Raw genomic sequence first — 24,025 nt, forward strand, 5'->3', positions numbered from 1 at the left:
ATAATATCAATTGTTTTTTAGTTTGTAAAGTCTTTTTTCTTGTCACTATTATTTTCCTGTAATTTCGGCGTCAAAAAGGGTTAAATGGAAGCTTAAATCCGCCCTTTTTCTTAGCCTTGCCCTGCATACCCGACATCTGCTTCATCATTTTCTTCATGTCTTCAAATTGCTTTAAAAGACGGTTTACTTCAGGTACTGAAGTTCCACTTCCCTTTGCAATCCGCTTTCTGCGACCAGCATTAATGATTTCTGGATGAGTTTTTTCTTCCTTTGTCATAGACTGGATGATCGCTTCTACATGAGAAATTTGCTTTTCATCGATTTGCAGATTATTCAGGCCTTTAATTTTGTTCGCACCAGGCATCATCTTTAATAGTTCATCAAGAGGTCCCATATTACGAACTTGTCCAAGCTGATCTAAAAAGTCATCAAATGTAAACGAAGCTGTACGCATTTTTTGTTCAAGTTCTTTTGCCTTCGCTTCATCGACATTGGCCTGAGCTTTTTCGATTAACGTTAAAACATCGCCCATTCCGAGGATTCGTGAAGCCATTCGTTCTGGATGGAACGGCTCAATCGCATCCATTTTCTCTCCTAAACCGATAAATTTAATCGGCGTATTCGTTACGGAACGGATTGAGAGGGCGGCTCCTCCTCGAGTGTCTCCGTCGAGCTTCGTTAAGACGACCCCTGTAAGCCCAAGCTGTTCATTAAAGCTTGAAGCTACATTTACTGCGTCTTGACCAGTCATCGCATCGACAACAAGAAAGATTTCATCAGGATTTGCGAGTTCTTTAATATCTTTTAATTCTCCCATAAGGGCTTCATCGACGTGCAAACGACCAGCTGTGTCAATTAGAACGTAGTCATGATGGTCATCTTTCGCCTTTTGAATCGCTTGTTTCGCTATTTCAACCGGACTTACTTGGTCTCCAAGTGAAAATACCGGCATGCTGAGCTGCTTTCCAAGCGTCTCTAGCTGCTTAATGGCAGCAGGACGATAAATATCAGCCGCAACTAATAATGGGTTGCGGTTATATTTTTTTCGAATCAGGTTGGCAAGCTTCCCCGTGGTTGTCGTTTTCCCTGCCCCTTGCAATCCAACCATCATAATAACGGTTGGCGGACGATTAGAGACAGCAATTTTGCTTTGCTCACCGCCCATCAAGGTTGTCAGTTCTTCTTTAACCACTTTAATGACCTGTTGTCCAGGTGTTAAGCTTTGCATGACTTCCTGACCAACAGCACGCTCGCTTACTTTTTTGACGAACTCTTTAACAACCTTAAAGTTAACGTCCGCCTCTAAAAGGGCTAAGCGCACCTCGCGCATCATTTCTTTAACATCGGCCTCATTGACTTTCCCTTTGCCGCGAATTTTTTGGATCGTATTTTGCAGTCGGTCGGCTAATCCTTCAAATGCCATCTTAGGCCGCCTCCTAGTCTAATTTCTCAAGCTGTGCAACTAGCTCTAGCAGTGTGTCGTCTGATAAAGAACCCTTTAGCTTTACTAGCAGCTTGTTGCGCTCCTGAAATTTATGGAATAATAATAGCTTTTCCTCGTATTCCTCAAGCATCGCTTCTGTTCGTTTAATATTATCATAGACCGCTTGTCGGCTGACATGGTACTCTTCAGCAATTTCGCCTAGCGAATAGTCGTCCAAATAATACAGGGACATATAGCTTTGCTGCTTAGGAGTAAGTAATGACTGATAAAAGTCATACAAATAATTCATCCTATTTGTTTTCTCCAGCATCGCTCATCCCCCTTTGTTAAGTGAAAAGCCTTTACATACTTTAGTTTACACAGAGAGACGTTTAATGTCAAGATAGACCACGTGTCTCAACAAAAAAGCCCGGGTATTTTTATCCCGGACTTCACTCGTTTACTCTTGTACTTCTAGATCTACTAAGTCTGCAAACAATCCATACACGTATTGTTCGGCATCGAACTGTTGGAGGTCGTCCATTTTTTCCCCTAGGCCTACAAACTTCACTGGAATTTTCAGCTCATTACGTATCGCTAACACAATTCCACCCTTTGCTGTTCCATCAAGCTTGGTTAGAACAATTCCGCTAACATCTGTCGCTTCTTTGAATGTTTTTGCTTGGACCATCGCGTTTTGACCCGTCGTAGCATCAAGGACAAGTAATACTTCATGTGGGGCACCAGGAATTTCCCGTTCTATCACTCGCTTTACCTTCTCAAGCTCCTTCATCAGGTTCACTTTATTTTGAAGTCTTCCAGCTGTGTCGCACAATAGAATATCTGCATTTCTTGATTTGGCTGCTTGAACGGCATCATACATAACCGCAGCAGGATCTGAGCCGGCACTTTGCTTAATCACTTCCACTCCGACTCTGTCCCCCCAAACCTCAAGCTGTTCAATTGCCCCTGCACGGAAGGTGTCTCCCGCAGCTAACAACACTTTCTTGCCTTCACTTTTATATTTATGTGCAAGCTTTCCGATTGTCGTTGTTTTTCCAACACCATTTACTCCAACAAACAAAATAACCGTTAAGCCATCTTGGATATTAATCGTATTAACTTCTTCTTCCTCATCACCCTTATAGATATCAACAAGCTTCTCAGAGATAACGGCCTGAACAGCTGCTGGGTCTTGAATGTTTTTACGCTTAACTTCCATTTTCAGCTCATCGATGAGTTCCATAACGGTATCAAAACCTACATCAGCGCCGATTAGGATCTCTTCAAGCTCCTCGAAAAAGTCTTCGTCGACTTTCCGATAACGAGCAACAAGATCATTAACTTTCCCTGAAAAATTGTCTCTTGTTTTCGTTAAGCCATCCTTAAACTTTTCAGTTACTGCATCCGTTTGCTTTGTAATTTTTTCTTTTAGCTTTTTAAAAAAACTCAAAACTCACACGTCCTTTACGTTTCAATCAATTCTTTTGTTTCTTCCAATCTAACAGAAACAAGCTTTGAAACCCCCGACTCCTGCATCGTTACCCCGTAAAGCACATCCGCTTCTTCCATTGTGCCTTTTCGGTGCGTAATAACGATAAACTGCGTTTCAGCACTGTATCGTTTTAAATATTGACTAAAACGATACACATTGGCTTCATCTAACGCAGCTTCTACTTCGTCGAGAATACAAAATGGTACAGGTCTAACCTTTAAAATAGAGAACAATAGAGCAATGGCTGTAAGAGATCGCTCTCCACCGGATAAAAGCCCTAAATTCTGCAGCTTTTTCCCTGGTGGTTGTGCAACGATTTCAACCCCTGTATTTAATAAGTCCTCTGGATTCGTTAACTTCAAGTCTGCTCTTCCACCGCCAAACAGTGCTTGGAAAACAAATTCAAAATGTGAACGAATTCCGTAGAAGGTTTTTTCAAATCGCTTCTTCATTTCTTCGTCCATTTCATCGATGACTTGGAATAATGTATCTTTTGCTTCCTGCAAATCATTTTTCTGCTCGAGTAAGAATTCGTAACGCTCGGAGACACGCTCATACTCTTCAATCGCACCAATGTTTACTACTCCGAGCTCTTCAATTGCAAGACGAATCAGCTTTACTTTTTTACGAGCCTCCTCAACCGGTAAAAAAAGAGGATACTCCTCTTTCGCCGCTTCAAATGACAGCAGGTACTCTTCTCGGAGATGAGAAAGTCTATTTTCTAACTCCACATCGAGACGCCCTAGCTTTACTTCTTCATCCTTAAGCGCAAGAGTTAAACCCTTATGCTGTCTTAATAGCTCTCTTAATTCAAGCTCAGAATCTTCCAAGGTACTGTGAAGCTTCAAACGTTCTTCACGTCGTTGGGAAATCATAGAGATCGTTTCATTTTTATCTTGTAGCTTTTTGGAAGCCTCTTGTTCCAATAACTGTTCCCCTGAACTACTAGAGTTCATCTCCGTTGATAACAAGGATAGATCCTCTTCATACGTTTCATGTCTCTTCGAATGTTCTAATAGAGAAGCTCTTGTCGCTTCAAGCTTTTCGAACAACCCATGATGCTGCTCCATTAGTGCTGCGAGCTTCACCTTCAGTTCCCCAATTTCATTGGCCACTGATTCTTTTGAACTATTTTGGAAAGATTTCTTTTCTGATAGTGCTTGAATTTGCCTATCAAGTTCAGCTAGTTCCATAGCATACGTTGATAGCAATTCATTTAACTCCATTTTACGTGAAGACAATTGCTGTTGGTCTTGTAAAAATTGAGACATATCGAGATCATAGATTTTTAGCTTTTCATTGATATTTTTTTCTTCAAGCTCAATTTCTCTAAGGTCACCTTTTTTTGATTGCTCGAGAAGGCGAAGATCTTCCCCTTGCTTTCGGATATCCTCAAGCTTTCGCTCTTGGACTGTGATAGAAGATTTAAGCTCCTTCACCTGAGCTTCTAGCTCATGTGTTTGAGCTTCCATACCCGCTAGTCTACCTTTAAGCTCTTCAAGCTCACCTTTACGGCTCAGTAGCGAAGATGTATTTGCCTTTACTGCACCACCAGTCATCGAACCACCTGGGTTTACGATATCTCCATCTGTCGTAACAAATCGACATCGATACTGTAAAAGCTTAGCAAGTTCATTCGCACCCTTTAAGTCCTTCGTAATGACTACCGTACCTAAAAGATTTGAAAATATTTCTTCATATTTTTGATCAAACCCAATTAAATCCTTTGCTACGCCTACATATGACGAATGTCCTTTTAGTGACTGAAGCTGATTACTGGAAAGACTCTTCCCTCTAATGACACTAAGAGGCAGAAAAGTTGCTCGTCCAAAAGAGTTTTGCTTTAAATAGAGAATCGCTTTTCTTCCGTTCTCCTCATTCGCAACGACAACATGCTGCATCGCAGCACCTAAAGCAGTCTCAATCGCCACTTCATAAGATTTCGGAACTTGGATAAGCTCTGCTACAGCCCCTTCAATCCCAGAAAGCTTGCCATCTCTAGCCTTTAATACTTCCTTTACTCCTTGGAAAAAACCAGAATAGTCATCTTCCATCTCTTCTAGCATATCTTTTCTAGACTTTGCTTTTTGTAAAAATTGATACGATTGATAAAGCTGTGTTTCTTGCTTTTGGTACTTATTCTTCAAGTTCTCAAGCTTTTTCTGCTCTTCTCTAAATACATGTACCTGTTCTTCAAGATTATTTTGAACACTAGCAATACCCGCTTCAATTTCCTGCTTACAGGCTGAGATTCTCTGTCTTTCTTGAAGATATTTTTCGTTATCAGCTTCTAATCTTGTGTTTTTTACACCTTGTTGTCCAAGCTGCTTTTCTGTGTTTTGAAGTTCGTTTTTACTTGATGCTTGTTTGTTTAGAATTTCAATATAATCACTTTTTAATGACTCGATTCGCTCTTCCATATTCTCACTAAACGAAGCGAGAACTTCCTGCTTTTCTTTTAGCAGTTTTTTAAGAGATAATACCTCATCATTCATACGCTGATAGCTTTCCTCTTGCTCCAGTTGAAGCGAGGTTAACTCTTGAATTTTAAGAGAAACTTCCTCGATGCTTTTTCTAAGCTGCTCTTTGTTTTGAGTAGCATTTTTCTTTCTCTCTTTTAGAACCTCTTTTCTGCCTTCAACCTTTTCAAGTTCCTCACTTACACGCAGTAGAACGTCCTGTAAATCGGTAATCGATTCATCGAGGGCAGCCATATGATCTCTCATTTCAACAATCTTAGCTTCCTTTGATTGAAGAACGGTAGACAGCTTTATTTCGTCTTCTTTATGCTGTTCAATCTGTCTAGTTAGCTTTTCCCACTTTTCATGAAGCTCCTCAATTTCGTGCACCGTTACCGCAACTTCTATCTTTTCAAGCTCTTCTTTTTGCTGAAGAAAATCCTTTGCAATCGACGCTTGAATTTTAAGTGGCTCTACTTGTGTTTCTAATTCATGCAAGATATCACTCACACGATTTAAGTTATCTTGGGTTTCTGTTAGCTTTGACTCTGCTTTCTTTTTACGATTTTTGTATTTTAGAACACCAGCAGCCTCTTCAAAGATCGTTCTTCTTTCTTCGGCCTTGCTGTTTAATATTTCTTCTACTTTTCCTTGGCTAATGATCGAAAACGCTTCTCTCCCTAATCCAGAGTCCATAAACAAATCAACGATATCTTTTAGCCTGCATGTTTGCTTATTGATTTGAAATTCACTATCTCCAGAGCGATACACACGTCTAGTGACACTTACCTCATTGTATTCAATCGGTAATGCTTGATCTTCGTTATCCAGCGTCAATGTTACTTCAGCAAAATTCAATGCTTTTCGTGAATCACTACCAGCAAAGATGATATCCTCCATCTTTGCCCCACGAAGCGATTTCGCTGATTGTTCTCCTAACACCCAACGAATGGCATCAGTGATATTACTTTTTCCACTTCCATTTGGACCAACCACTGCTGTGACACCCGGGACAAAATCGACCCCAATTCTCTCAGCAAACGACTTGAATCCGACTACATCCAAACGTTTGAGATACACAGCTTTTCCCCCTTTATCTCTACTCCTGTTGTTTTTCTTCTAGCTGTTCTTTTGCTCCATTAAGGTGCGATTTGATCTTTTCTAAAGCCATTTGTGCAGCATGCTGCTCCGCTTCTTTCTTTGATCTCCCTGTACCTTGTCCAAGCTCTTCGTTGTTCAAACAAACCTTTGAGACAAACTCCCTATTATGGGCAGGTCCTCGCTCTAGTAAAATTTTGTATTCGATTGTACCAATTCCATCTCTTTGTACAAGCTCTTGCAGCTGACTTTTAAAATCCATCACATGAGAAAAAGCACCTTCGTTAATTTTAGGAAATACTACTCTTTCTAAAAATCCAATCACTGTTTCAATTCCTTTATCTAAAAAGAGAGCACCAATAAATGCTTCAAACACATCCGCTAACAGGGCTGGACGCTCACGGCCTCCTGTCATTTCTTCCCCTTTTCCAAGAAGGACTAGCTTCCCAAAAGAAAGTTCGTTTGCAAACCTTACTAAAGAGGGCTCACAAACAACAGCTGCACGAAGCTTCGTCAACTCTCCTTCGCTCATCATCGGGTATTTCTTGTAAAGGAATTGTGAAACGGTTAATTCTAATACAGCGTCTCCTAAAAATTCAAGCCTCTCATTATCTTCATAGGGCTTTCTACGATGCTCATTCACATATGATGAATGGGTAAATGCTTGTTTTAATAGCTTCTCATCTGTAAAGGAAATTCCTTGTTCTGCTTGAAATTCTTTAAATAATTTATCATAAGAGCGAAAGCTACGTTTCTCTCTTTCTTTTCCGTACTTGCTCATTTTGCCTCCACCTTGCTAATAGTTTACATACCATATCAAGTTTACGTAAAAGTTCTTAAAAACGCAAAGGAAGATTGAAGGTTTTTAATCAAATTTTTATACTTTCTAATCATCATGAAGAAAGCCCCGCATAGCTGCGGAGCTTTTTCATAAATTCTAACGATTATTGAGTACTTTTTATGTAATTCACAGCGTCACCCACTGTAGAAATCTTTTCAGCATCATCGTCAGAGATTTCCATATCAAACTCGTCTTCTAATTCCATAACTAGTTCTACTACGTCAAGGGAATCAGCACCAAGATCATCCTTGAAAGAAGCTTCAAGAGTCACTTGATTTTCTTCTACTCCAAGTCTGTCAACGATAATCTTCGTTACGCGCTCTAATACATCTGCCATGCGTTTCACCTCCCCTCAAGGGACATTATAGTGTATTTCCGACAATTAATAAATGTTGAATTTTGATTACATGACCATTCCGCCGTTTACATGGATGGTTTGTCCTGTAATGTAGCGGCTGTCATCAGATGCTAAAAACGTAACTGCATTGGCAATATCTTTCGGTTCGCCAAATTTAGCTAGTGGAATCATCTTTAACATTCCCTCTTTAATCTCATCAGTTAACTTATCTGTCATATCAGTCGTAATAAAACCAGGTGCAACTGCATTAACCGTGATCCCACGAGGAGCAAGTTCCTTAGCTGTCGTCTTCGTTAAACCAATTACTCCAGCCTTTGCTGCCACATAATTGGCTTGACCAGCGTTCCCGCTTTCACCAACAACGGAAGAAATATTAATAATTCTTCCACTCTTCTGCTTCATCATTTGGCGAGTAACGGCCTTTGTACAAAGGAACACACCTTTAAGGTTGGTATTAATAACATCGTCCCATTCGTCTTCCTTCATACGCATAATCAAGTTATCTCTTGTGATACCTGCATTATTGACAAGGATATCTAGGCTTCCCCAACGTTCTATCGTTTGCTTAACCATCTCTGCCACGGAATCTCCATTAGCAACATCGCATTGAACGGCAAATGCTTCTCTTCCAAGACTTTGAATTTCTTGAACCACTTCATTTGCACGAGCTTCACTTCCAGCGTAGTTAACCGCTACATTGGCTCCCGCTTTTGCTAGTTCAATAGCAATGTCTCTTCCTATTCCACGTGAAGCACCTGTAACAAGTGCCACTTTCCCTAAAAGTTTCATACGGTTCTCTCCTTTAATGCATTAATTGTTGCTAGTAGTGTTTCTTCGTCTGAAATGGAATAAGTTTGAACGGAACGATCCACTTTCTTTACTAAACCAGATAATACTTTTCCAGGACCGATTTCAACAAAAGTATCTACACCAAGTTCAATCATATGTCTCACGCTATCTTCCCATAATACAGGAGAGTATAGCTGCTCAAGCAACCGCTCCTTAATTTCCTCAGCACCTGTCATTTCTTGTGCGTTCACATTGGCGATAACAGGAACAGCCGCTTCACTAATTGAAATTTCATCCAACACTTCTCCCAAACGACCAGATGCTGGCTTCATTAACTGTGAATGAAATGGTCCACTAACTTCAAGTGGAAGAACTCGTTTTGCTCCTGCTTCCTTTGCAAGCTGGGAAGCAAGTTCCACTCCTTTTCTTGAGCCTGAAATGACAATTTGGCCAGGACAATTCATATTCGCAAGGCCTACTACGTCTCCTTCAGCCGCTGCTTTTTCTACCGCTTCTGCCAAAGTATCGCGTTCTAGACCTAATACAGCAGCCATCGCTCCTTCTCGATTAGGAACAGCTTCTTCCATAAACTCACCACGTCTACGAACCGCATACACTCCATCCTCAAATCCAATCGCTCCAGCAGCTACCAAAGCTGTGTATTCACCTAAGCTGTGCCCAGCCATATAGTCTGCTTTTATCTCAGCTTTCTTGAATTGCTCAAACAGTGCAATCGATGTAGTTAAGAGCGCAGGTTGAGTGTTCGTAGTTTTCGTTAGCTCCTCTTGTGGGCCTTCAAAAATAAGATTGGATAGAGAAAATCCTAATTTTTTGTCCGCTTGTTCAAAAACAGATTGAACTTCCACATTTGTCTCTGCAAAGGCTTTTCCCATTCCAACTGTTTGTGAACCTTGTCCAGGAAAGATAATTGCTAATTTACCCATAGTTACTCCTCTCTTGCTTCTGTGTATTTTAATATCGCGTCTTTAATCGTAGGCGCAACCTTCTTTTCGACCATGTCCCTCGTTTGTCTAATTGCATTGTAAACGGAGTTTGCATCAGATGATCCATGAGCTTTAATAACGGGTGCCTTTAGTCCGAACAATCCCGCACCACCATACTCTGAATAATCCATCTTTGCTTTTAATTGCATAAGGTCTGGCTTTAAAACAGCCGCTGCTAGCTTCGTCTTCAAAGAGCTATACAGCGTTGTCTTTAGCATTTTAAATACAGATAAAGCCGTTCCTTCAATTGTCTTTAATACCATATTGCCAGTGAATCCATCGGTGACCACAACATCTGCCACACCATCAAGCAAATCCCTAGCTTCCACGTTTCCAATAAAGTTAACAGGCGCTTCCTTTAGAAGATCAAAAGCAAGCTTGGATAGCTCATTTCCTTTTTTCTCTTCTGTTCCAATATTCAAAAGCCCCACTCTTGGATTCTTCACTCCTCTTACATTTTCAGCATAGATGGAACCCATAATAGCATTTTGCAGTAAGTGTTCAGGCTTTGCGTCAACATTTGCACCAACATCAAGCAAGAGAAACCCTTCTCCACCAATCGTCGGTAGAGTGGGTGCTAAGGCTGGTCTTTCAATTCCTTCAATACGTCCTACTACGAACAAACCGGTCGCCATTAATGCCCCTGTATTACCAGCAGAAATACATCCATCTGCTTCTCCGTCAGCAACCAACTTTGCAGCTAGAACCATGGATGAATCTTTCTTTCGTCTTACCGCTTTGACAGGCTCATCCGTTCCTAAAATGACCTCTTCCGTATGTAAAATCGATATTCTTTCGTGAGTGGTGAGATGCTCCTTAATTTTCGCTTCATCACCAACTAAACATATATGTAAATCATCAAAAGCTTGAACGGCCTTCATCGCTCCTAGAACGATCTCTTTTGGAGCATGGTCGCCTCCCATTGCATCAAGGGCCAATTTCATTGTTATTCATTCCTTATATCATTTTTTATACCGGTACATTTCAAATTCACCAGTAAATACTAGTTCATTATTCACAAAACTTTTTACTTCCACAAGAGTTCTACCTTTTTCTTCATCAATTCGTAACACTTTTGCTTTTGCAATAACTCGTTCATTTTCCTTAACTGATCTGGTAAATTGAATATTTGCCTTTGCCGTTAAAGCCAATTCATCATTGATCACTGCAACCGCTAATGAATTAGCCTGCGCAAAAACGTGGTGACCCCTTGCGATTTGGTTTCTCTTAAACACATGTTCATGCTTGACATCAAAAATAGAAATAGCCGTTTGGTCAAGCTCAATATCAATAATTTCACCAATCACTTCATCAATTGGTAAAGAACGTACTTCATCGTCGAATCGCTTTTCAGCGACATTCTTTATTCTTTCCCGTAGCTCAGGAATCGATAACTCTAACCGGTCTAACCGTATGGTTTGTACGCTAACCGTAAATTGGTCAGCAAGCTCCTCATCAGTAATAAACGGGTTATCTTTTATTGTTTCTATTAAAAGTCGTTGACGTTCTTTTTTACTTTTTCTCATATGTAAAACACCGTCCGAAGTATTAAGACTAGGTACTAATAGTAGTATATAAAACTAAAAAGCAGATTGCAACAAACTTTTTTGGGCAATCTACTTTTTGATCAAGGTACTTCCGCTTTTTTATCAATCTAGTTTTTCATTTTCTAAGACACCAGAATCTGCAAGCTTTGAACGCAACTTCGCATATTCATCACCGTTCCAAAATTCTTCAGATTCTATTAGGACCATTGCGTCGTTTCGAGCGGTTTCTAACGCCCGGTAATCATGAACCATATCAGCTACCTTAAACTCAGGAAGGCCACTTTGCTTTCGACCAAAGAAATCTCCAGGTCCTCGAAGCTCAAGATCTTTCTCACTGACTACGAAGCCATCATTTGTTTCGGTCATTATTTTCATTCGCTCTTTCCCAACCTCTGTTTTTGGATCGGCCAGAAGGACACAATATGATTGTTCGCTTCCTCTTCCTACTCGTCCCCGTAGCTGGTGAAGCTGTGCCAATCCAAATCTTTCAGCATCATAGATGACCATCATCGTAGCATTTGGAACATTAACACCCACTTCTACAACCGTAGTTGAAACAAGTACTTGATTTTGGTTTGAACTAAATGCCTTCATCACTTCATCTTTCTCATCAGAACTAAGTCTTCCATGCATCAAACCAACTTGATACCGATTGTGAAAGTATGTTTGTAACGCAACATGTACATCAATCGCATTTTGTACATCGAGCTTGTCTGATTCCTCAATGAGTGGACAAATCACATATGCTTGTCGTCCTTTTGCAAGCTCTTTTTCCATAAAGGAAAGGACACGATCAAGCATATCCGCCTTCGCCCAATACGTTTCAATCGTCTTACGACCTGCAGGCATTTCATCAATGATTGATACATCCATTTCTCCAAACACTGTAATCGCGAGTGTACGAGGAATGGGAGTCGCTGTCATAAAGAGCACATCCGGGTTCTCTCCTTTTTCACGTAAAACCCTTCTTTGCTCCACACCGAATCGATGCTGTTCATCAGTAATAACAAGGCCAAGTTTGGAAAATACAACTTCATCTTGAATTAATGCGTGTGTCCCAATTAATATATGAATTTCATCATTTTTTAATCGTTCTAACACTTCTCGACGCCTTTTTCCCTTTACCGAACTTGTTAACAGCTCGACTGATAATCCAACAGGTTCAAGTAGTCCCTTTAACGATTCCGCATGTTGTTCTGCTAATATTTCTGTTGGCACCATTAAAGCTCCTTGATATCCGGCTGTATAACTAGAAAAGAGAGCAATAGCAGCAACAACTGTTTTTCCAGAACCTACATCTCCTTGCAGCAAACGATTCATCCGGTATGGAGATTTCAGATCCTTCAATACCTCGTTTACCACTCGCTTCTGCGCATTAGTAAGCGGAAATGGTAGATGATCAATGAATTCCTTTACCTTAACTAAGTCATAGTTTTGAGAAAGTCCCTTAGAATTCTCCCTTTCAAACTTTCGTAACGCTTGCATCTTTAACTGAAAATGTAAAAATTCTTCATACACAAATCTTCGACGAGCTTTCTTAACATCTTCTTCGTTTAGTGGATTGTGCATGGAAAGCAAGGATTCCTTCCGATTTCCCAACTTATATTTGCTTATCATTTTTTCTGGAAGGGTCTCTGTAATATCCTTTCCATACTGGGAGAATGCTAGATTAATAAATCTCCTAAGACCTTTAACCGTCACATCTCCTTTCACACTATAAACGGGAACAAACTTTTTTTCTGATTCATTTGAACCCATTTTTGCTTGAGAGGCTGTAATCATTTGACGATGCTGATCCCATTTTCCTGTGACGGTAACCATTTCATTTACTTGAAACTTATTTTTTAAATAAGCCTGATTAAAAAATACCACTTGAATTAAATATCTTTCTACTAACAAACGGATGGTTAGTCTTGACCGCTTTTTTCCATAATACATAAGAGAAGGCTCACTATGAACCTTCCCTTCTACGGTAATCCTCTCGTCATGTTTCACTTCTGTTAAGTCGCGAAGGCGATAATCTTCATAACGATATGGAAAATATTCAAGTAAATCTTCTATAGTCACTATTCTCATTTCAGCTAGACTTTGTGCTGTCTCAGCACCGATCCCTTTTACAGCTGTTACGGATTGCTTTAAATTACTGTTGTTGTTCTCCATGAACATGCGGTATTCCGAAAATTTTCGCTTCCAGTCTGCGACCTGTCGGAGTTGCCGCCAACCCTCCCTGCGCCGTTTCTTTAAGTGCGGTAGGCATCGTTTGACCGATTTTATACATCGCATCAATTACTTCATCACATGGAATTCGACTAGTGATTCCTGCTAATGCCATATCCGCTGCCACCATTGCGTTTGCAGCTCCCATTGCGTTACGTTTTACACAAGGGACTTCTACTAAACCCGCAACGGGGTCACACACTAATCCTAACATATTTTTTAATGTGATCGCCATAGCTTCTGCACATTGAGCAGGAGTTCCACCAGCCATTTCTACAATAGCAGCCGCAGCCATTCCAGCTGCAGACCCAACCTCTGCTTGACAGCCTCCAGCAGCCCCAGAGATCGAAGCATTGTTGGCAACAACAAATCCAAATGCTCCCGATGTAAATAAAAAGGCTATCATCTGTTCTCTTGTAGGTTGCAGTTTATCTCTTACGGCAAATAAGGTTCCAGGAACCACACCAGCTGATCCTGCTGTAGGGGTTGCACAAATCGTCCCCATTGCCGCATTCACTTCGTTTGTAGCAACAGCCTTCGAGACGGCATCAAGGATCGTGTCTCCACATAATGACTTTCCTGACTGAATATATTTTTGAAGGAGCACGGCATCTCCACCAGTGAGACCCGAGTGGGATTTTACCCCATTTAGGCCACGTTCAACCGCTTGCTCCATCACGGTCAAATTCACATCCATCTGCTTCAGGATTTGTTTTCGTGTCCGACCGGTAACTTCCATTTCTTGCTCAATCATAATCTCTGATATTTTTTTATTTTGTGTACTAGCGAGCTCAACTAGCTCTGCGACATTGCGAAACATGATGTACACTCTCCCTGTATTCTAGTAATCTATTTTTGTAAGCGCTACCATAAAAACCCTTTGCTATTCCACGATTTTGGCAACTTTTACCACATGATCAAGAGCTTCTAATTCTTTAATAACTGAGTCGTCAATATTCTGATCCACTTCAATCGTCATTAACGCAAGCATTCCTTTTTCTTTCCTTGAAACTTCCATATGTCCGATATTTAGTTCGTGTGAAGCTAGTATATTAGAAACACTAGCAATCGCACCAAAACGGTCATTATGAACGACTAAAATGGCCGGGTGATGACCTGATAACCTTAGCTCAAAACCATTTAACTCTGTGATTTCGATTTTGCCACCGCCAATGGAGATGCCTACTAACTCTAACTCTCCTTGATCGTCACCAATGACTACTTTAGCTGTATTCGGATGATCGGGAATCGCTTCTTCCTCAATAAATGTGATTTCCATTCCGTTTGATTGTGCAATAGTAATGGACCCAATAATTCGTTCATCAAATGTATCAAAGTCTAATAGTCCGCCAATAATCGCTACATCTGTTCCATGTCCCTTATATGTTTGGGCAAAAGAGCCGTAAAGGGAAATCTTTGCCCACTTTGGTTCACGCCCAAAAAGGCTTCTTGCTACTCTTCCAATTCGTGCAGCCCCTGCTGTATGTGAGCTGGAAGGACCAATCATTACAGGGCCTATAATATCAAAAACACTTTTGTACTTCATCACTTTTCCCCCTTGTGGAGAATATTCTATTTTACTTTTAACGGTTTCCCACATTGTATTATACAATATTGTATGAAAAAAACATTGTAGTTTCTTCTATTTCCACTATATACAAAGTGGATTTTTTCAAATGAAAGGAAGCACAGCTTTGAGCCATGCTTCCATAAATATTATTCAACTGAGAAAATGAATGCATATAACGGTTGTTTTCCATCATGAATCTCGATTTCAACATCGCCGTAATTTGCTTCTACAAACTCGACTATCGCATCTACATCCGTGTCTGTTGCATCTTCACCTTTTAAGATTGTTAAAATCTCCGAGTCTTCATCAAGAAGCTGATCTAGGAGTTTCGTTGCAGAGACCACTTTATCTTTATCCTTTACAACTATTTTCCCCTCGGCAATTCCCATGAAATCATCTTTTTCAATCTCAAGACCATCGATACTTGTGTCACGCACAGCATAAGTAATTTGACCTGTTTTAACATTTTGTAGAGCTTCCGTCATGCCCGCTTTATTGCCTTCTAGGTCTGCACCTGGGTTAAAGGCGAGTAAAGCAGACATTCCTTGTGGTACAGTTTTAGAAGGGATAACAATCGCATCTTCTTCAGTTACTTCTGCTGCTTGTTCAGCTGCCATGATGATGTTTTTGTTGTTCGGCAAAATAATTACTTTTTTTGCATTCACTTCTTTAATGGCCTTAACGATATCCTCCGTACTTGGATTCATCGTTTGTCCACCCTCTATAACTGCATGTGCACCGATACTCTTAAACAATTCTGCAATGCCTGAACCCATTGAAACGGTTACAATCCCGTACTCTAGCTTTTCCTTTGGCTTTGCAGGAGCACTTGCTTTCTCATTGGAATCGGACAACAAATTCGTATGCTGCTCACGCATATTTTCTATTTTAAGGTTCACTAAGCTTCCATAGGTTTGTGCATACGTTAGCACATTTCCTGGATACTCTGCATGAATATGTACTTTGACAAGCTGGTCATCAGATATTACCAATAGTGAATCACCGTGCTGACTTAAATCTTGACGGAAGGTTTGCTCGCTAAATGGTTTAGAGTGAAGTTTCTCTTCGTCCAACTTGACCATAAATTCTGTACAATAGCCAAACTCGATGTCTTCCGTGTTCATATGGCTTTGTACACTCTTGTGATGTTCTGCATTGACTAGGTAATCCATTGAGGATGCTAGTGTAGGACCTTCAGGTAATTTTTCTCCCTTTAGTACCGCTAGGAAGCCTTCATACACAAACACAAGTCCTTGACCGCCACTATCAACCACTCCTACTTCCTTTAAAACCGGTAGAAGATCAGGTGTACGCTTTAAGGATGCCTTTGCTTCTGCAACGACTGCCTCCATAATTGTAACGATATCATCTGATTTTTTCGCTGCTTCAATTGCTTGCTTCGCAGAGTCTTTTGCAACCGTTAAAATAGTTCCTTCGACAGGCTTCATCACCGCTTTATAAGCAGTAATCACTCCTGCATCAAGAGAAGCGGCAAATTCAAATGCATTGATCCTAGCTTTTGTTTCGATTGCTTTTGAAAAGCCTCGGAAAAGCTGAGATAAAATAACGCCTGAGTTTCCTCTTGCACCCATCAGCAATCCTTTGGAAAGCGCAATACCAACCTTTCCAATATGGTCTTGAACATTATTTCTAACTTCTTTTGCTCCAGAAGTCATTGATAAGTTCATATTTGTTCCAGTATCACCATCTGGAACGGGAAACACGTTCAGTGCATCCACATATTTTGCATTAGAGGACAAGTGATTCGCTCCTTGTAACACCATTTCAGCGAAACGTTTTCCATCTAAAGATTTAATTGACACAAGTCTTTCCTCCTCACTAATGTTCGTCACTACGAACGCACTGCCCAAGGAAGCCTAAGCTTCTTCGGGCAACGCATTTTACTTACGGGTTCGTGACGCGAACACCTTGAACGTAAATATTAACTGAGTCAACGGCAAGGCCAACTGTTTTGTCTAAGGTATATTTCACTTTTGATTGTACATTATGTGCAATCTCAGAAATTTTTGTACCATAGCTAACAATTATATACATATCAATATGTACTTCATCATTTTCCTGACGAACAATTACACCTCTAGTAAAATTCTCTCTTCTTAATATTTCCGTAAGGCCATCTTTTAGTTGATGTTTTGAAGCCATTCCTACTATACCGTAGCAATCAACAGCTGCTCCTCCAGCGATTGTTGCAATTACTTCATTTGAGATATCAATTTGTCCGAAATTTGTTTTCAGTTCGATGGACATAAATGCTTCCCCCTTTGGAATTTGCTCCTTAACTACAGTCATTTTACTATAAGGACATCAAATTTAAAAGTCATATTCCCCGCACTTATAATAGAGCCCTAAGATTTTATCTATGTCAAGGAAATTTTCTTGAAACCTTTTGTTACAACTGTTGCATTCCTAATGGTTGTATGATAAATTATTAAAGTATCTTTTAATGCTTGAAAAACGGACAATCCGCTATTTTCACATTAAATAAAACTTGAAAGCAATTTTACATTGCATTTTAAAGATGAACAAATAATGCTTCACCTTTGATAGTAAGGAGGGAAATGTATATGCCACGTAAATGTGTTGTAACTGGTAAAGGAACTCGTTCAGGTAACGCACGTTCTCATGCTATGAACGCTAACAAGCGTACTTGGGGTGCTAACCTTCAAAAGGTACGTATTCTTGTAGACGGAAAGCCAAAGCGTGTTTGGGTTTCTGCAAGAGCACTTAAATCAGGTAAAGTTGAACGCGTATAATGTGTAAAGAGTATCCATTTGGATGCTCTTTTTCATTTCCTTTTAAAACTAGCCTTCCCATTAAACTTTAGAAATAGACTTTTAATTATGAACAAAAAAATACACCGATGTGATTCCTTTACATCGGTGTACATTGGTTTTTTAAGGTTGTCTTTCTTGAAAACGTGTTACACATACCACCTTGGTTTAGCCCTTTTTAAACGTACCTAGCATCGCGCGGACAATGCCGCCTAAGAATTTCGGCAATTTAATCGTGTAAAATCTCATAATGTCCCTCCTCACCATCTCACGCATGAACAAGTTTCAGAACTCTCATTATCATATTCAAAATATAAAGATAAGTACTAAATATAAGGAAGTTTAATCGCGACTCCTTATCACCATTAATATGCCTTCCGAAAAAGATATAGTACCAATATCAGAAATTAGTTCATTGCTAATACATAGAGTGGAATGAATCGGAATATGTCGAAGCGTTAATGGATACTTAAAACCAATAAGGGTTAATCCCTTCACTTCGCCATGAAAAGGAATAAAAGAAATATATTTGTACTCATCATTTCTCTCTATTATATGTGTACCTGCTTGGATTAATGAAATGATATTTTGACGGTCAATGATCTCAATCGGGACTGTATTATGAAAAGCCATCGGTTTGAAAAGCAACTGAATATTAGCAAAAAAATGATCCAGCCTTCCACCCGTAGCCCCAAAGATTCGAATTTTTTCCGGCCTTTGCTTTATCGCCCATGATATCGCAAGTTCCATATCTGTTTCATCTTTTTCTGGTGGAAACGTTTGTAATTCATCCACATGTTTTTTTATAAACGCAAGTTCTTCTTCCATCACAGAATCAAAATCACCAAAGGCTTTATCCACAAAGATTCCTTCTTTTATTAGTGTTAGGACTCCTCGATCCACACCAACCCACTCTCCACTGAATGAGTGAAGAGAAGGGATATGCTCTAGTGGACCACCTGCTAATATATTGATCTCCATTTTTGATCCTCCTTGTAATCAAGGAAAGGCTAGCTTCTAAAAAGCTAGCCTACATTCTTATCCTCTTATTTTTTCAATCGCTTTTTTTCTATCTCTTTCGTTGTATATAGCCGATCCAGCTACAAGAACATTCGCACCAGCTTCTACACATTTCCTTGCCGTTTCTTCGTTCACTCCACCATCTACTTCGATTTCTACAGATAACCCTTTTTTATCAACAAGTTCTTTTACCTGTCTTATTTTCGGTAGCACTTGCTCAATAAATTTTTGCCCTCCAAAACCAGGATTAACCGTCATCAATAGAACCATATCAATATCATCAATCACATGCTCAATGGTTTGAACAGGTGTTGCAGGATTTAGAACAACCCCCGCTTTGACTCCAAATGATTTAATATAGTGGATAGTCCGATGTAGATGCTTACAAGCTTCTACATGAACAGTAAGATAATCGGCTCCTGCATTAGCAAATGCCTCAATATACTGATCCGGATTTTCGATCATTAAATGTACATCAAGCGGAAGTTTCGTGATTGGACGAATCGCTTCTACAATCAGAGGACCAATCGTAATATTGGGAACAAAATGACCATCCATGACATCAACATGGATATAATCTGCTCCCCCTCGTTCTACATCTTTAATTTCTTCTCCCAGTTTTGAAAAATCAGCTGATAGTATGGAGGGCGCAACTTTCACCATAATTAATACCTCGGCTTTCTCTCTTTAATTTCTTGTACAAAAAGCTCATAATGCTCATATCGATACTCAGGAAGCTCTCCGTTACTCACCGCTTCCTTTACCGCACATTTTGGTTCCTTTAAGTGAAGACAGCCCCGAAACTTACAGTCTTCACTTAACTTTTCAATATCAGGGAAGCAATAGTTTAAGTCCTCCACCTCAATATCCGTGAATTCCAGTGAACTGAAACCAGGAGTATCTGCAACTAACCCTTCCCCAATTTTTATTAATTCAACATGTCTTGTTGTATGTTTTCCTCGACCGAGATGTGAGGATATATCGTTTGTCTTAAGTTCTAAATCTGGTCTGATTGCATTTAATAGCGAAGATTTTCCAACCCCAGACTGACCGGCGAATACGGATATAACTCCTTTTAAATGAGGAAGCAGCTGCTCTAACCCATCCTCGGTTTCTGATGAGGTTAAAATCACTTCATAGCCCGCGTTCGTATATTGATTACGGTATGTTTCCATCATTGCTTTTTCATCGGAACTAGTTAAATCCATCTTTGTAATACAAATAATTGGCTTGATACGGTTAAATTCAACTAAAACTAAAAAGCGGTCGAGCAACGCGGTGCTAAAATCAGGCTCAACAGCCGAAAATACTAATATCGCTTGATCGACATTAGATATCGGGGGTCTTACCAGTTCATTTTTTCGATCCTTTACTTCTAAAATATAGCCCTCAGTTTCATTTTCTGCTTGGAAAACGACTTCATCGCCTACAAGAGGGGTCACTTTATTTAAGCGAAATACCCCTCTTCCTCTGCACTGAATCACTTGATTATCATCTGTGAGAACATAATAGAACCCACTAAGTGCTTTTATAATTTTGCCTTCTGGCATACATACACTCCTTTAACAGAATGTGAACGATTAGTTCCTAAACCTATTTTAATTTGTCGGGTATGGTACCGGTTGTTCATCGATAACATCACCATCCCTTTGCACTCTGTATGCGCCCTGTTGATTAGGAGCAATAATTAACTGTATAGTCCGAGTCTCAGTTTGTGTAATTTCAAAGGTTTGTACCGGTTCTGATATATTGTGATCCATATCCTCTATATAAATTTGGACAACTTGCGGAGTCCCTTCCACTAAAGGTTCATAAGGAATGGTAATTTCCTTTTGTACGGTTTTCGGAATCGCTTCTTTTCCTTTAGAAAGGACTACGGTTACTGTAGACCCTTTTCGTAAATCTGTACCTGCAGCAGGATTTTGGGAGACAACTAATCCTTCAGCCACCGTATCGCTATATTCGCCGTCACTTGCGATCTGAATATTTAATCCAGAGGAATGTGCGTACTCTTGAATTCCTTTTTCATTATAATCTGAAAGATCCTTGAGCTTTATTAGCTGCGGCCCCTTACTAACGGTAAATTCCAGTTCCGTTTCTGCAGGAATAATTTCTTCCCCGCTAGATGGATTCTGAGAGATGATTTGTCCCACAGGGGCTGAATCATCGTAAACTTCTGTTTTTGTAATGTCTTTAAAGCCCCTTGCTTCTAATAAATCAATTACATCATCATATTGACGTCCGGTATAATCTAGCAATGTCCATTTCTCTTTACCAATACTTAAATAAAGGTCCACTTCCTGCCCTTCTTTTACCGTTTTCCCTTCCTTAGGGTTTGTTTTTATGATGAGGCCTTCCTCTACCTCTTCATCTGTAACTTCAATTGTTTCACCAATTTTTAACCCTTGCTCCTGAAGGACTTCCATAGCTTCATCTAACTCTTTACCAGATACATCAGGAACAAGCACATCTTTTGGTCCTAATAATTTTGGTAAAACCGTTACAGTTAATACGGCAAGGATAACCAATATGAGAAAGATAGATACGAGTACAATAGGCCATTTTCTCTTCTTTTTCTTCTTTTTATCTCCGTCTTTGTCAGTAGTGTGTTGAAGAACAGGATGCTCTTTACTATGTACAAGTGTCTCATCAAATGTTTGGTATTGATCCGCGGTAATGACTGGAATTGCCTTGGTAGCATCATCATCGATCGGAAGAGCAAACTTCGGCTCATCGATTCGATCAGGATCAAGTGCGGTTACTAAATCCATCTCCATATCTTCTACACTATCATATCGATGAAAAGGATCCTTTGCCGTCGCCTTCAATACAATATTTTCCACACTTTGTGGAATTTTTGGATTCCATCTTCTTAATGAAGGTGTTTCCGATTGTAAATGTTTCAAAGCAATTGAAACGGCTGATTCACCTGAAAATGGAAGCCTTCCTGTTAACAACTCAAACATGACAATTCCAAGAGAATAGATATCCGATTTACGGTTTGCCATTCCACCTCTTGCTTGTTCTGGAGATAAATAATGGACGGAGCCAAGCACTGAATTGGTTTGCGTTATACTTGTTGCACTCATTGCCATAGCAATGCCAAAATCCGTAATTTTCACATTTCCTTCGCGATCAATTAATATATTATGTGGTTTAATATCTCTGTGAACAATATGATTTTGATGAGCATGTGAAATAGCTGAGGTTAACTGCTTCATAATATTAATGGCATCAGCTACGTGTAACGATAGCTGCTGTTGTATGTATTGTTTGAGTGTTTGGCCCTCCACATACTCCATAACAATATAATAGATAGAATCTTCTTCACCAACATCGTATATACTAACAATGTTCGGATGGGCCAAGCTAGTTGCTGATTGTGCTTCTCGGTGAAAACGTCGAATAAATTCCTCGTCATTTGAAAAATCAAGTCTTAGTACCTTAACAGCCACGTCTCGATCTAAGATCATATCATGAGCAAGATAAACATTGGCCATTCCGCCGCCACCTATCATCTCAAGCACTTTGTAGCGGCCGCTTAAACGCTTCCCAATTAGCATGTATCCCCACCCCAATCATCGCCAACGTCAAATTGTAAAATGACTAAGGTAATATTGTCCTCACCACCATGCTCGTTTGCAAGGTTGATGAGAGTGGTTGCCTTTTCCTCTAATTTTTCTTCATTTTTTAATATACTATCCATTTCATCGGTTGATACTTTATTAGATAAACCATCTGAGCATAAAAGGAGAACATCTCCTTCTTCAAACATGATGGTGCGAATATCCATTTTTATATCTGGCTCCGTTCCAAGTGCACGTAAAATGACATTTTTACGTGGATGATGTTCGGCATCCTCCCTTGAAATTTGCCCCGTTCGAACAAGCTCATTCACAAGTGTATGATCTTCTGTTAACTGCTGAAAACCTGTATCATTTAAAATATAACAACGACTATCTCCAATATTCAGCACAGTCGAAAATAATGGAGTAACAATGGCAGCAACAACTGTTGTTCCCATCCCTTCACACTCGGCGTGTTGCTGTGAATGCTGGAATACTACTTGATTGATAAGTGGAATACTGTTTCTTAACCAATCCTCTGCATGAGAGGCCGTTTCGATTCCACTTGAATCCTTCCACATCTCTTCTAAATGCTTGATCGCCATGGAACTGGCGACATCGCCTGCTCGATGTCCACCCATTCCATCTGCAACCACACATAGATGCTGCCCATCCCGGTTGATAAAGATTCCCCCACTGTCCTCATTATGCTGGCGAATCCGACCTCGGTCTGTTTTAAATACCGCTTTCACCTATTGTCACCTCGTCTCTTCTTTTCGTTCCTTTGCACGAAGCTGTCCACATGCTGCATCAATATCATGACCATGCTCTCTTCGAATCGTTACGTTTACTCCGTGATTTTTTAACGTTTTTTCAAATGCAAAAATTTGATCTTTAGGTGTACGAACGTAATCTCTTTCTGGCACATAGTTTACCGGAATTAAGTTCACATGACATTTGACACCCTTAATAAGCTTCGCTAGTTCTTCCGCATGTTCTACCTGATCATTTACTCCACCAAATAACCCGTATTCAAAGCTTACTCGTCTTCCTGTCTTCTCAATATAATATCGTACCGCATCCATTAAATCAGGGAGCTTATACGCACGGTTAATAGGCATTAAACGACTGCGAATCTCTGTATTTGGTGCATGAAGTGAAATGGCAAAGTTAATTTGCATATTTTCATCGGCAAACTGATAAATCTTCGGGATAATTCCACTTGTTGATACCGTAATATGTCTAGCTCCAATATTCAGTCCCTTATCATGATTGATAATCTTCAAAAATGAAAGCATATCATCGTAGTTATCAAAAGGTTCGCCTATTCCCATAATAACGACAGAGCTTACTCTTTCATCTGTTTCATCTAAGGCTTGCTGTACCTTTACTACTTGAGCGACGATTTCCCCTGCCTCTAGATTTCTTTTCAGTCCACCTAAAGTTGATGCACAGAACGTACATCCAATTCGACAGCCAACCTGTGTAGTTACACACACCGAATTCCCATATTCATGTCTCATCAAAACTGTTTCAATGGAGTAACCATCATGTAATTCAAATAAAAACTTAATCGTCCCGTCTGATGATTGTTGTTGAATAAGTGTATTTAATGTAGTTAGTGAATAATGCTTTTCTAACGTTTCACGTAAAGTTTTTGAAAGATTAGACATGTCTTCAAAACTTGTCACTCTCTTTTTGTATAACCAATCAAAGATTTGCTCGGCACGAAATGCCTTTTCATTATGTTCAACTAACCATGCTTTTAAATCGTGTAATTCTATAGAGTAAATGGATGGCTTTTGCACGGATGTTTGTTCTTTTTCAATAGTTGTCTGTTCCATTT

Annotated in this window: 23 protein-coding genes; 1 reads left to right on the forward strand and 22 read right to left on the reverse strand. The window is 39.8% G+C overall.

Features of this window, described 5'->3' with window-relative positions:
* Window positions 1–70: 70 nt before the first annotated feature.
* The 15 genes from ffh to ACFFHF_RS05610 all read right to left on the reverse strand — a co-directional run bounded on the left by ffh (window position 71) and on the right by ACFFHF_RS05610 (window position 17,069).
* Window positions 71–1,423 (reverse strand): signal recognition particle protein, encoded by a 1,353-nt coding sequence (gene ffh / locus ACFFHF_RS05540; RefSeq protein WP_160545620.1) that lies wholly within the window; start codon window positions 1,421–1,423, stop codon window positions 71–73.
* 13 nt (window positions 1,424–1,436) lie between these two features.
* Window positions 1,437–1,754 carry a putative DNA-binding protein gene (locus tag ACFFHF_RS05545; RefSeq protein ID WP_160545621.1) on the reverse strand — a complete coding sequence of 106 codons (318 nt, stop codon included), beginning with the start codon at window positions 1,752–1,754 and terminating at the stop codon, window positions 1,437–1,439.
* Between the two features lie 129 nt (window positions 1,755–1,883).
* Entirely contained in the window at window positions 1,884–2,876 is a 993-nt protein-coding gene (gene ftsY / locus ACFFHF_RS05550) for a signal recognition particle-docking protein FtsY (protein WP_160545622.1), read from the reverse strand.
* Window positions 2,877–2,890: 14 nt separating this feature from the next.
* Entirely contained in the window at window positions 2,891–6,457 is a 3,567-nt protein-coding gene (smc, locus tag ACFFHF_RS05555) for a chromosome segregation protein SMC (protein ID WP_377057688.1), read from the reverse strand.
* A gap of 19 nt (window positions 6,458–6,476) precedes the next feature.
* The gene (rnc, locus tag ACFFHF_RS05560; RefSeq protein WP_160545623.1) at window positions 6,477–7,256 is read right to left on the reverse strand and encodes a ribonuclease III; all 780 of its coding nucleotides are present in this window, start codon (window positions 7,254–7,256) and stop codon (window positions 6,477–6,479) included.
* A 163-nt stretch (window positions 7,257–7,419) separates the two neighbouring features.
* On the reverse strand, window positions 7,420–7,653 hold the full coding sequence (locus ACFFHF_RS05565) for an acyl carrier protein (protein ID WP_119707510.1): 234 nt from the start codon (window positions 7,651–7,653) through the stop codon (window positions 7,420–7,422).
* A gap of 66 nt (window positions 7,654–7,719) precedes the next feature.
* Window positions 7,720–8,463, reverse strand: a complete 744-nt coding sequence (gene fabG / locus ACFFHF_RS05570; RefSeq protein ID WP_160545624.1) for a 3-oxoacyl-[acyl-carrier-protein] reductase — start codon at window positions 8,461–8,463, stop codon at window positions 7,720–7,722.
* Window positions 8,460–9,407, reverse strand: a complete 948-nt coding sequence (fabD, locus tag ACFFHF_RS05575; RefSeq protein ID WP_160545625.1) for an ACP S-malonyltransferase — start codon at window positions 9,405–9,407, stop codon at window positions 8,460–8,462. Before fabD ends, fabG begins: the two co-directional genes overlap by 4 nt.
* 2 nt (window positions 9,408–9,409) lie before the next feature.
* Complete coding sequence (gene plsX, locus ACFFHF_RS05580) at window positions 9,410–10,411, reverse strand: phosphate acyltransferase PlsX (protein ID WP_160545626.1); 1,002 nt, start codon at window positions 10,409–10,411, stop codon at window positions 9,410–9,412.
* Between the two features lie 18 nt (window positions 10,412–10,429).
* A complete protein-coding gene (fapR, locus tag ACFFHF_RS05585; RefSeq protein WP_160545627.1) occupies window positions 10,430–10,993 on the reverse strand; it encodes a transcription factor FapR in 564 nt (187 codons plus the stop codon).
* Between the two features lie 123 nt (window positions 10,994–11,116).
* The gene (gene recG / locus ACFFHF_RS05590) at window positions 11,117–13,174 is read right to left on the reverse strand and encodes an ATP-dependent DNA helicase RecG (RefSeq protein WP_160545628.1); all 2,058 of its coding nucleotides are present in this window, start codon (window positions 13,172–13,174) and stop codon (window positions 11,117–11,119) included.
* On the reverse strand, window positions 13,155–14,051 hold the full coding sequence (gene sdaAA / locus ACFFHF_RS05595) for an L-serine ammonia-lyase, iron-sulfur-dependent, subunit alpha (protein ID WP_160545629.1): 897 nt from the start codon (window positions 14,049–14,051) through the stop codon (window positions 13,155–13,157). Before sdaAA ends, recG begins: the two co-directional genes overlap by 20 nt.
* A 63-nt stretch (window positions 14,052–14,114) precedes the next feature.
* Window positions 14,115–14,777, reverse strand: coding sequence for an L-serine ammonia-lyase, iron-sulfur-dependent subunit beta (gene sdaAB / locus ACFFHF_RS05600; protein WP_160545630.1), 663 nt, complete (start codon window positions 14,775–14,777; stop codon window positions 14,115–14,117).
* A 170-nt stretch (window positions 14,778–14,947) separates the two neighbouring features.
* Window positions 14,948–16,624 (reverse strand): fatty acid kinase ATP-binding subunit FakA, encoded by a 1,677-nt coding sequence (locus ACFFHF_RS05605; protein ID WP_377057690.1) that lies wholly within the window; start codon window positions 16,622–16,624, stop codon window positions 14,948–14,950.
* Window positions 16,625–16,706: 82 nt separating this feature from the next.
* Window positions 16,707–17,069: an Asp23/Gls24 family envelope stress response protein gene (locus tag ACFFHF_RS05610; RefSeq protein ID WP_119707502.1), complete on the reverse strand. Its 363-nt coding sequence runs from the start codon at window positions 17,067–17,069 to the stop codon at window positions 16,707–16,709.
* 317 nt (window positions 17,070–17,386) lie between these two features.
* Here ACFFHF_RS05610 and rpmB point away from each other — a divergent pair, with 317 nt between their 5' ends.
* Entirely contained in the window at window positions 17,387–17,575 is a 189-nt protein-coding gene (gene rpmB / locus ACFFHF_RS05615; RefSeq protein ID WP_066053137.1) for a 50S ribosomal protein L28, read from the forward strand.
* Window positions 17,576–17,761: 186 nt separating this feature from the next.
* Here rpmB and spoVM read toward each other — a convergent pair whose 3' ends face one another.
* The 7 genes from spoVM to rlmN all read right to left on the reverse strand — a co-directional run bounded on the left by spoVM (window position 17,762) and on the right by rlmN (window position 24,023).
* Window positions 17,762–17,842 (reverse strand): stage V sporulation protein SpoVM, encoded by an 81-nt coding sequence (spoVM, locus tag ACFFHF_RS05620; protein WP_019381739.1) that lies wholly within the window; start codon window positions 17,840–17,842, stop codon window positions 17,762–17,764.
* A 93-nt stretch (window positions 17,843–17,935) separates the two neighbouring features.
* Window positions 17,936–18,574 (reverse strand): thiamine diphosphokinase, encoded by a 639-nt coding sequence (locus tag ACFFHF_RS05625; protein ID WP_160545631.1) that lies wholly within the window; start codon window positions 18,572–18,574, stop codon window positions 17,936–17,938.
* Window positions 18,575–18,631: 57 nt separating this feature from the next.
* On the reverse strand, window positions 18,632–19,276 hold the full coding sequence (gene rpe, locus ACFFHF_RS05630; RefSeq protein ID WP_160545632.1) for a ribulose-phosphate 3-epimerase: 645 nt from the start codon (window positions 19,274–19,276) through the stop codon (window positions 18,632–18,634).
* A 2-nt stretch (window positions 19,277–19,278) separates the two neighbouring features.
* Window positions 19,279–20,163, reverse strand: coding sequence for a ribosome small subunit-dependent GTPase A (gene rsgA, locus ACFFHF_RS05635; protein ID WP_160545633.1), 885 nt, complete (start codon window positions 20,161–20,163; stop codon window positions 19,279–19,281).
* A gap of 48 nt (window positions 20,164–20,211) precedes the next feature.
* Window positions 20,212–22,176 carry a Stk1 family PASTA domain-containing Ser/Thr kinase gene (pknB, locus tag ACFFHF_RS05640; RefSeq protein ID WP_160545634.1) on the reverse strand — a complete coding sequence of 655 codons (1,965 nt, stop codon included), beginning with the start codon at window positions 22,174–22,176 and terminating at the stop codon, window positions 20,212–20,214.
* Entirely contained in the window at window positions 22,170–22,931 is a 762-nt protein-coding gene (locus ACFFHF_RS05645; RefSeq protein ID WP_340903167.1) for a Stp1/IreP family PP2C-type Ser/Thr phosphatase, read from the reverse strand. Before ACFFHF_RS05645 ends, pknB begins: the two co-directional genes overlap by 7 nt.
* Window positions 22,932–22,937: 6 nt before the next feature.
* Complete coding sequence (gene rlmN / locus ACFFHF_RS05650; RefSeq protein ID WP_160545635.1) at window positions 22,938–24,023, reverse strand: dual-specificity RNA methyltransferase RlmN; 1,086 nt, start codon at window positions 24,021–24,023, stop codon at window positions 22,938–22,940.
* Between the last annotated feature and the right edge of the window lie 2 nt (window positions 24,024–24,025).

This window comes from Robertmurraya beringensis (genome assembly GCF_042433785.1).
GTDB lineage: Bacteria > Bacillota > Bacilli > Bacillales > Cytobacillaceae > Robertmurraya_A > Robertmurraya_A beringensis.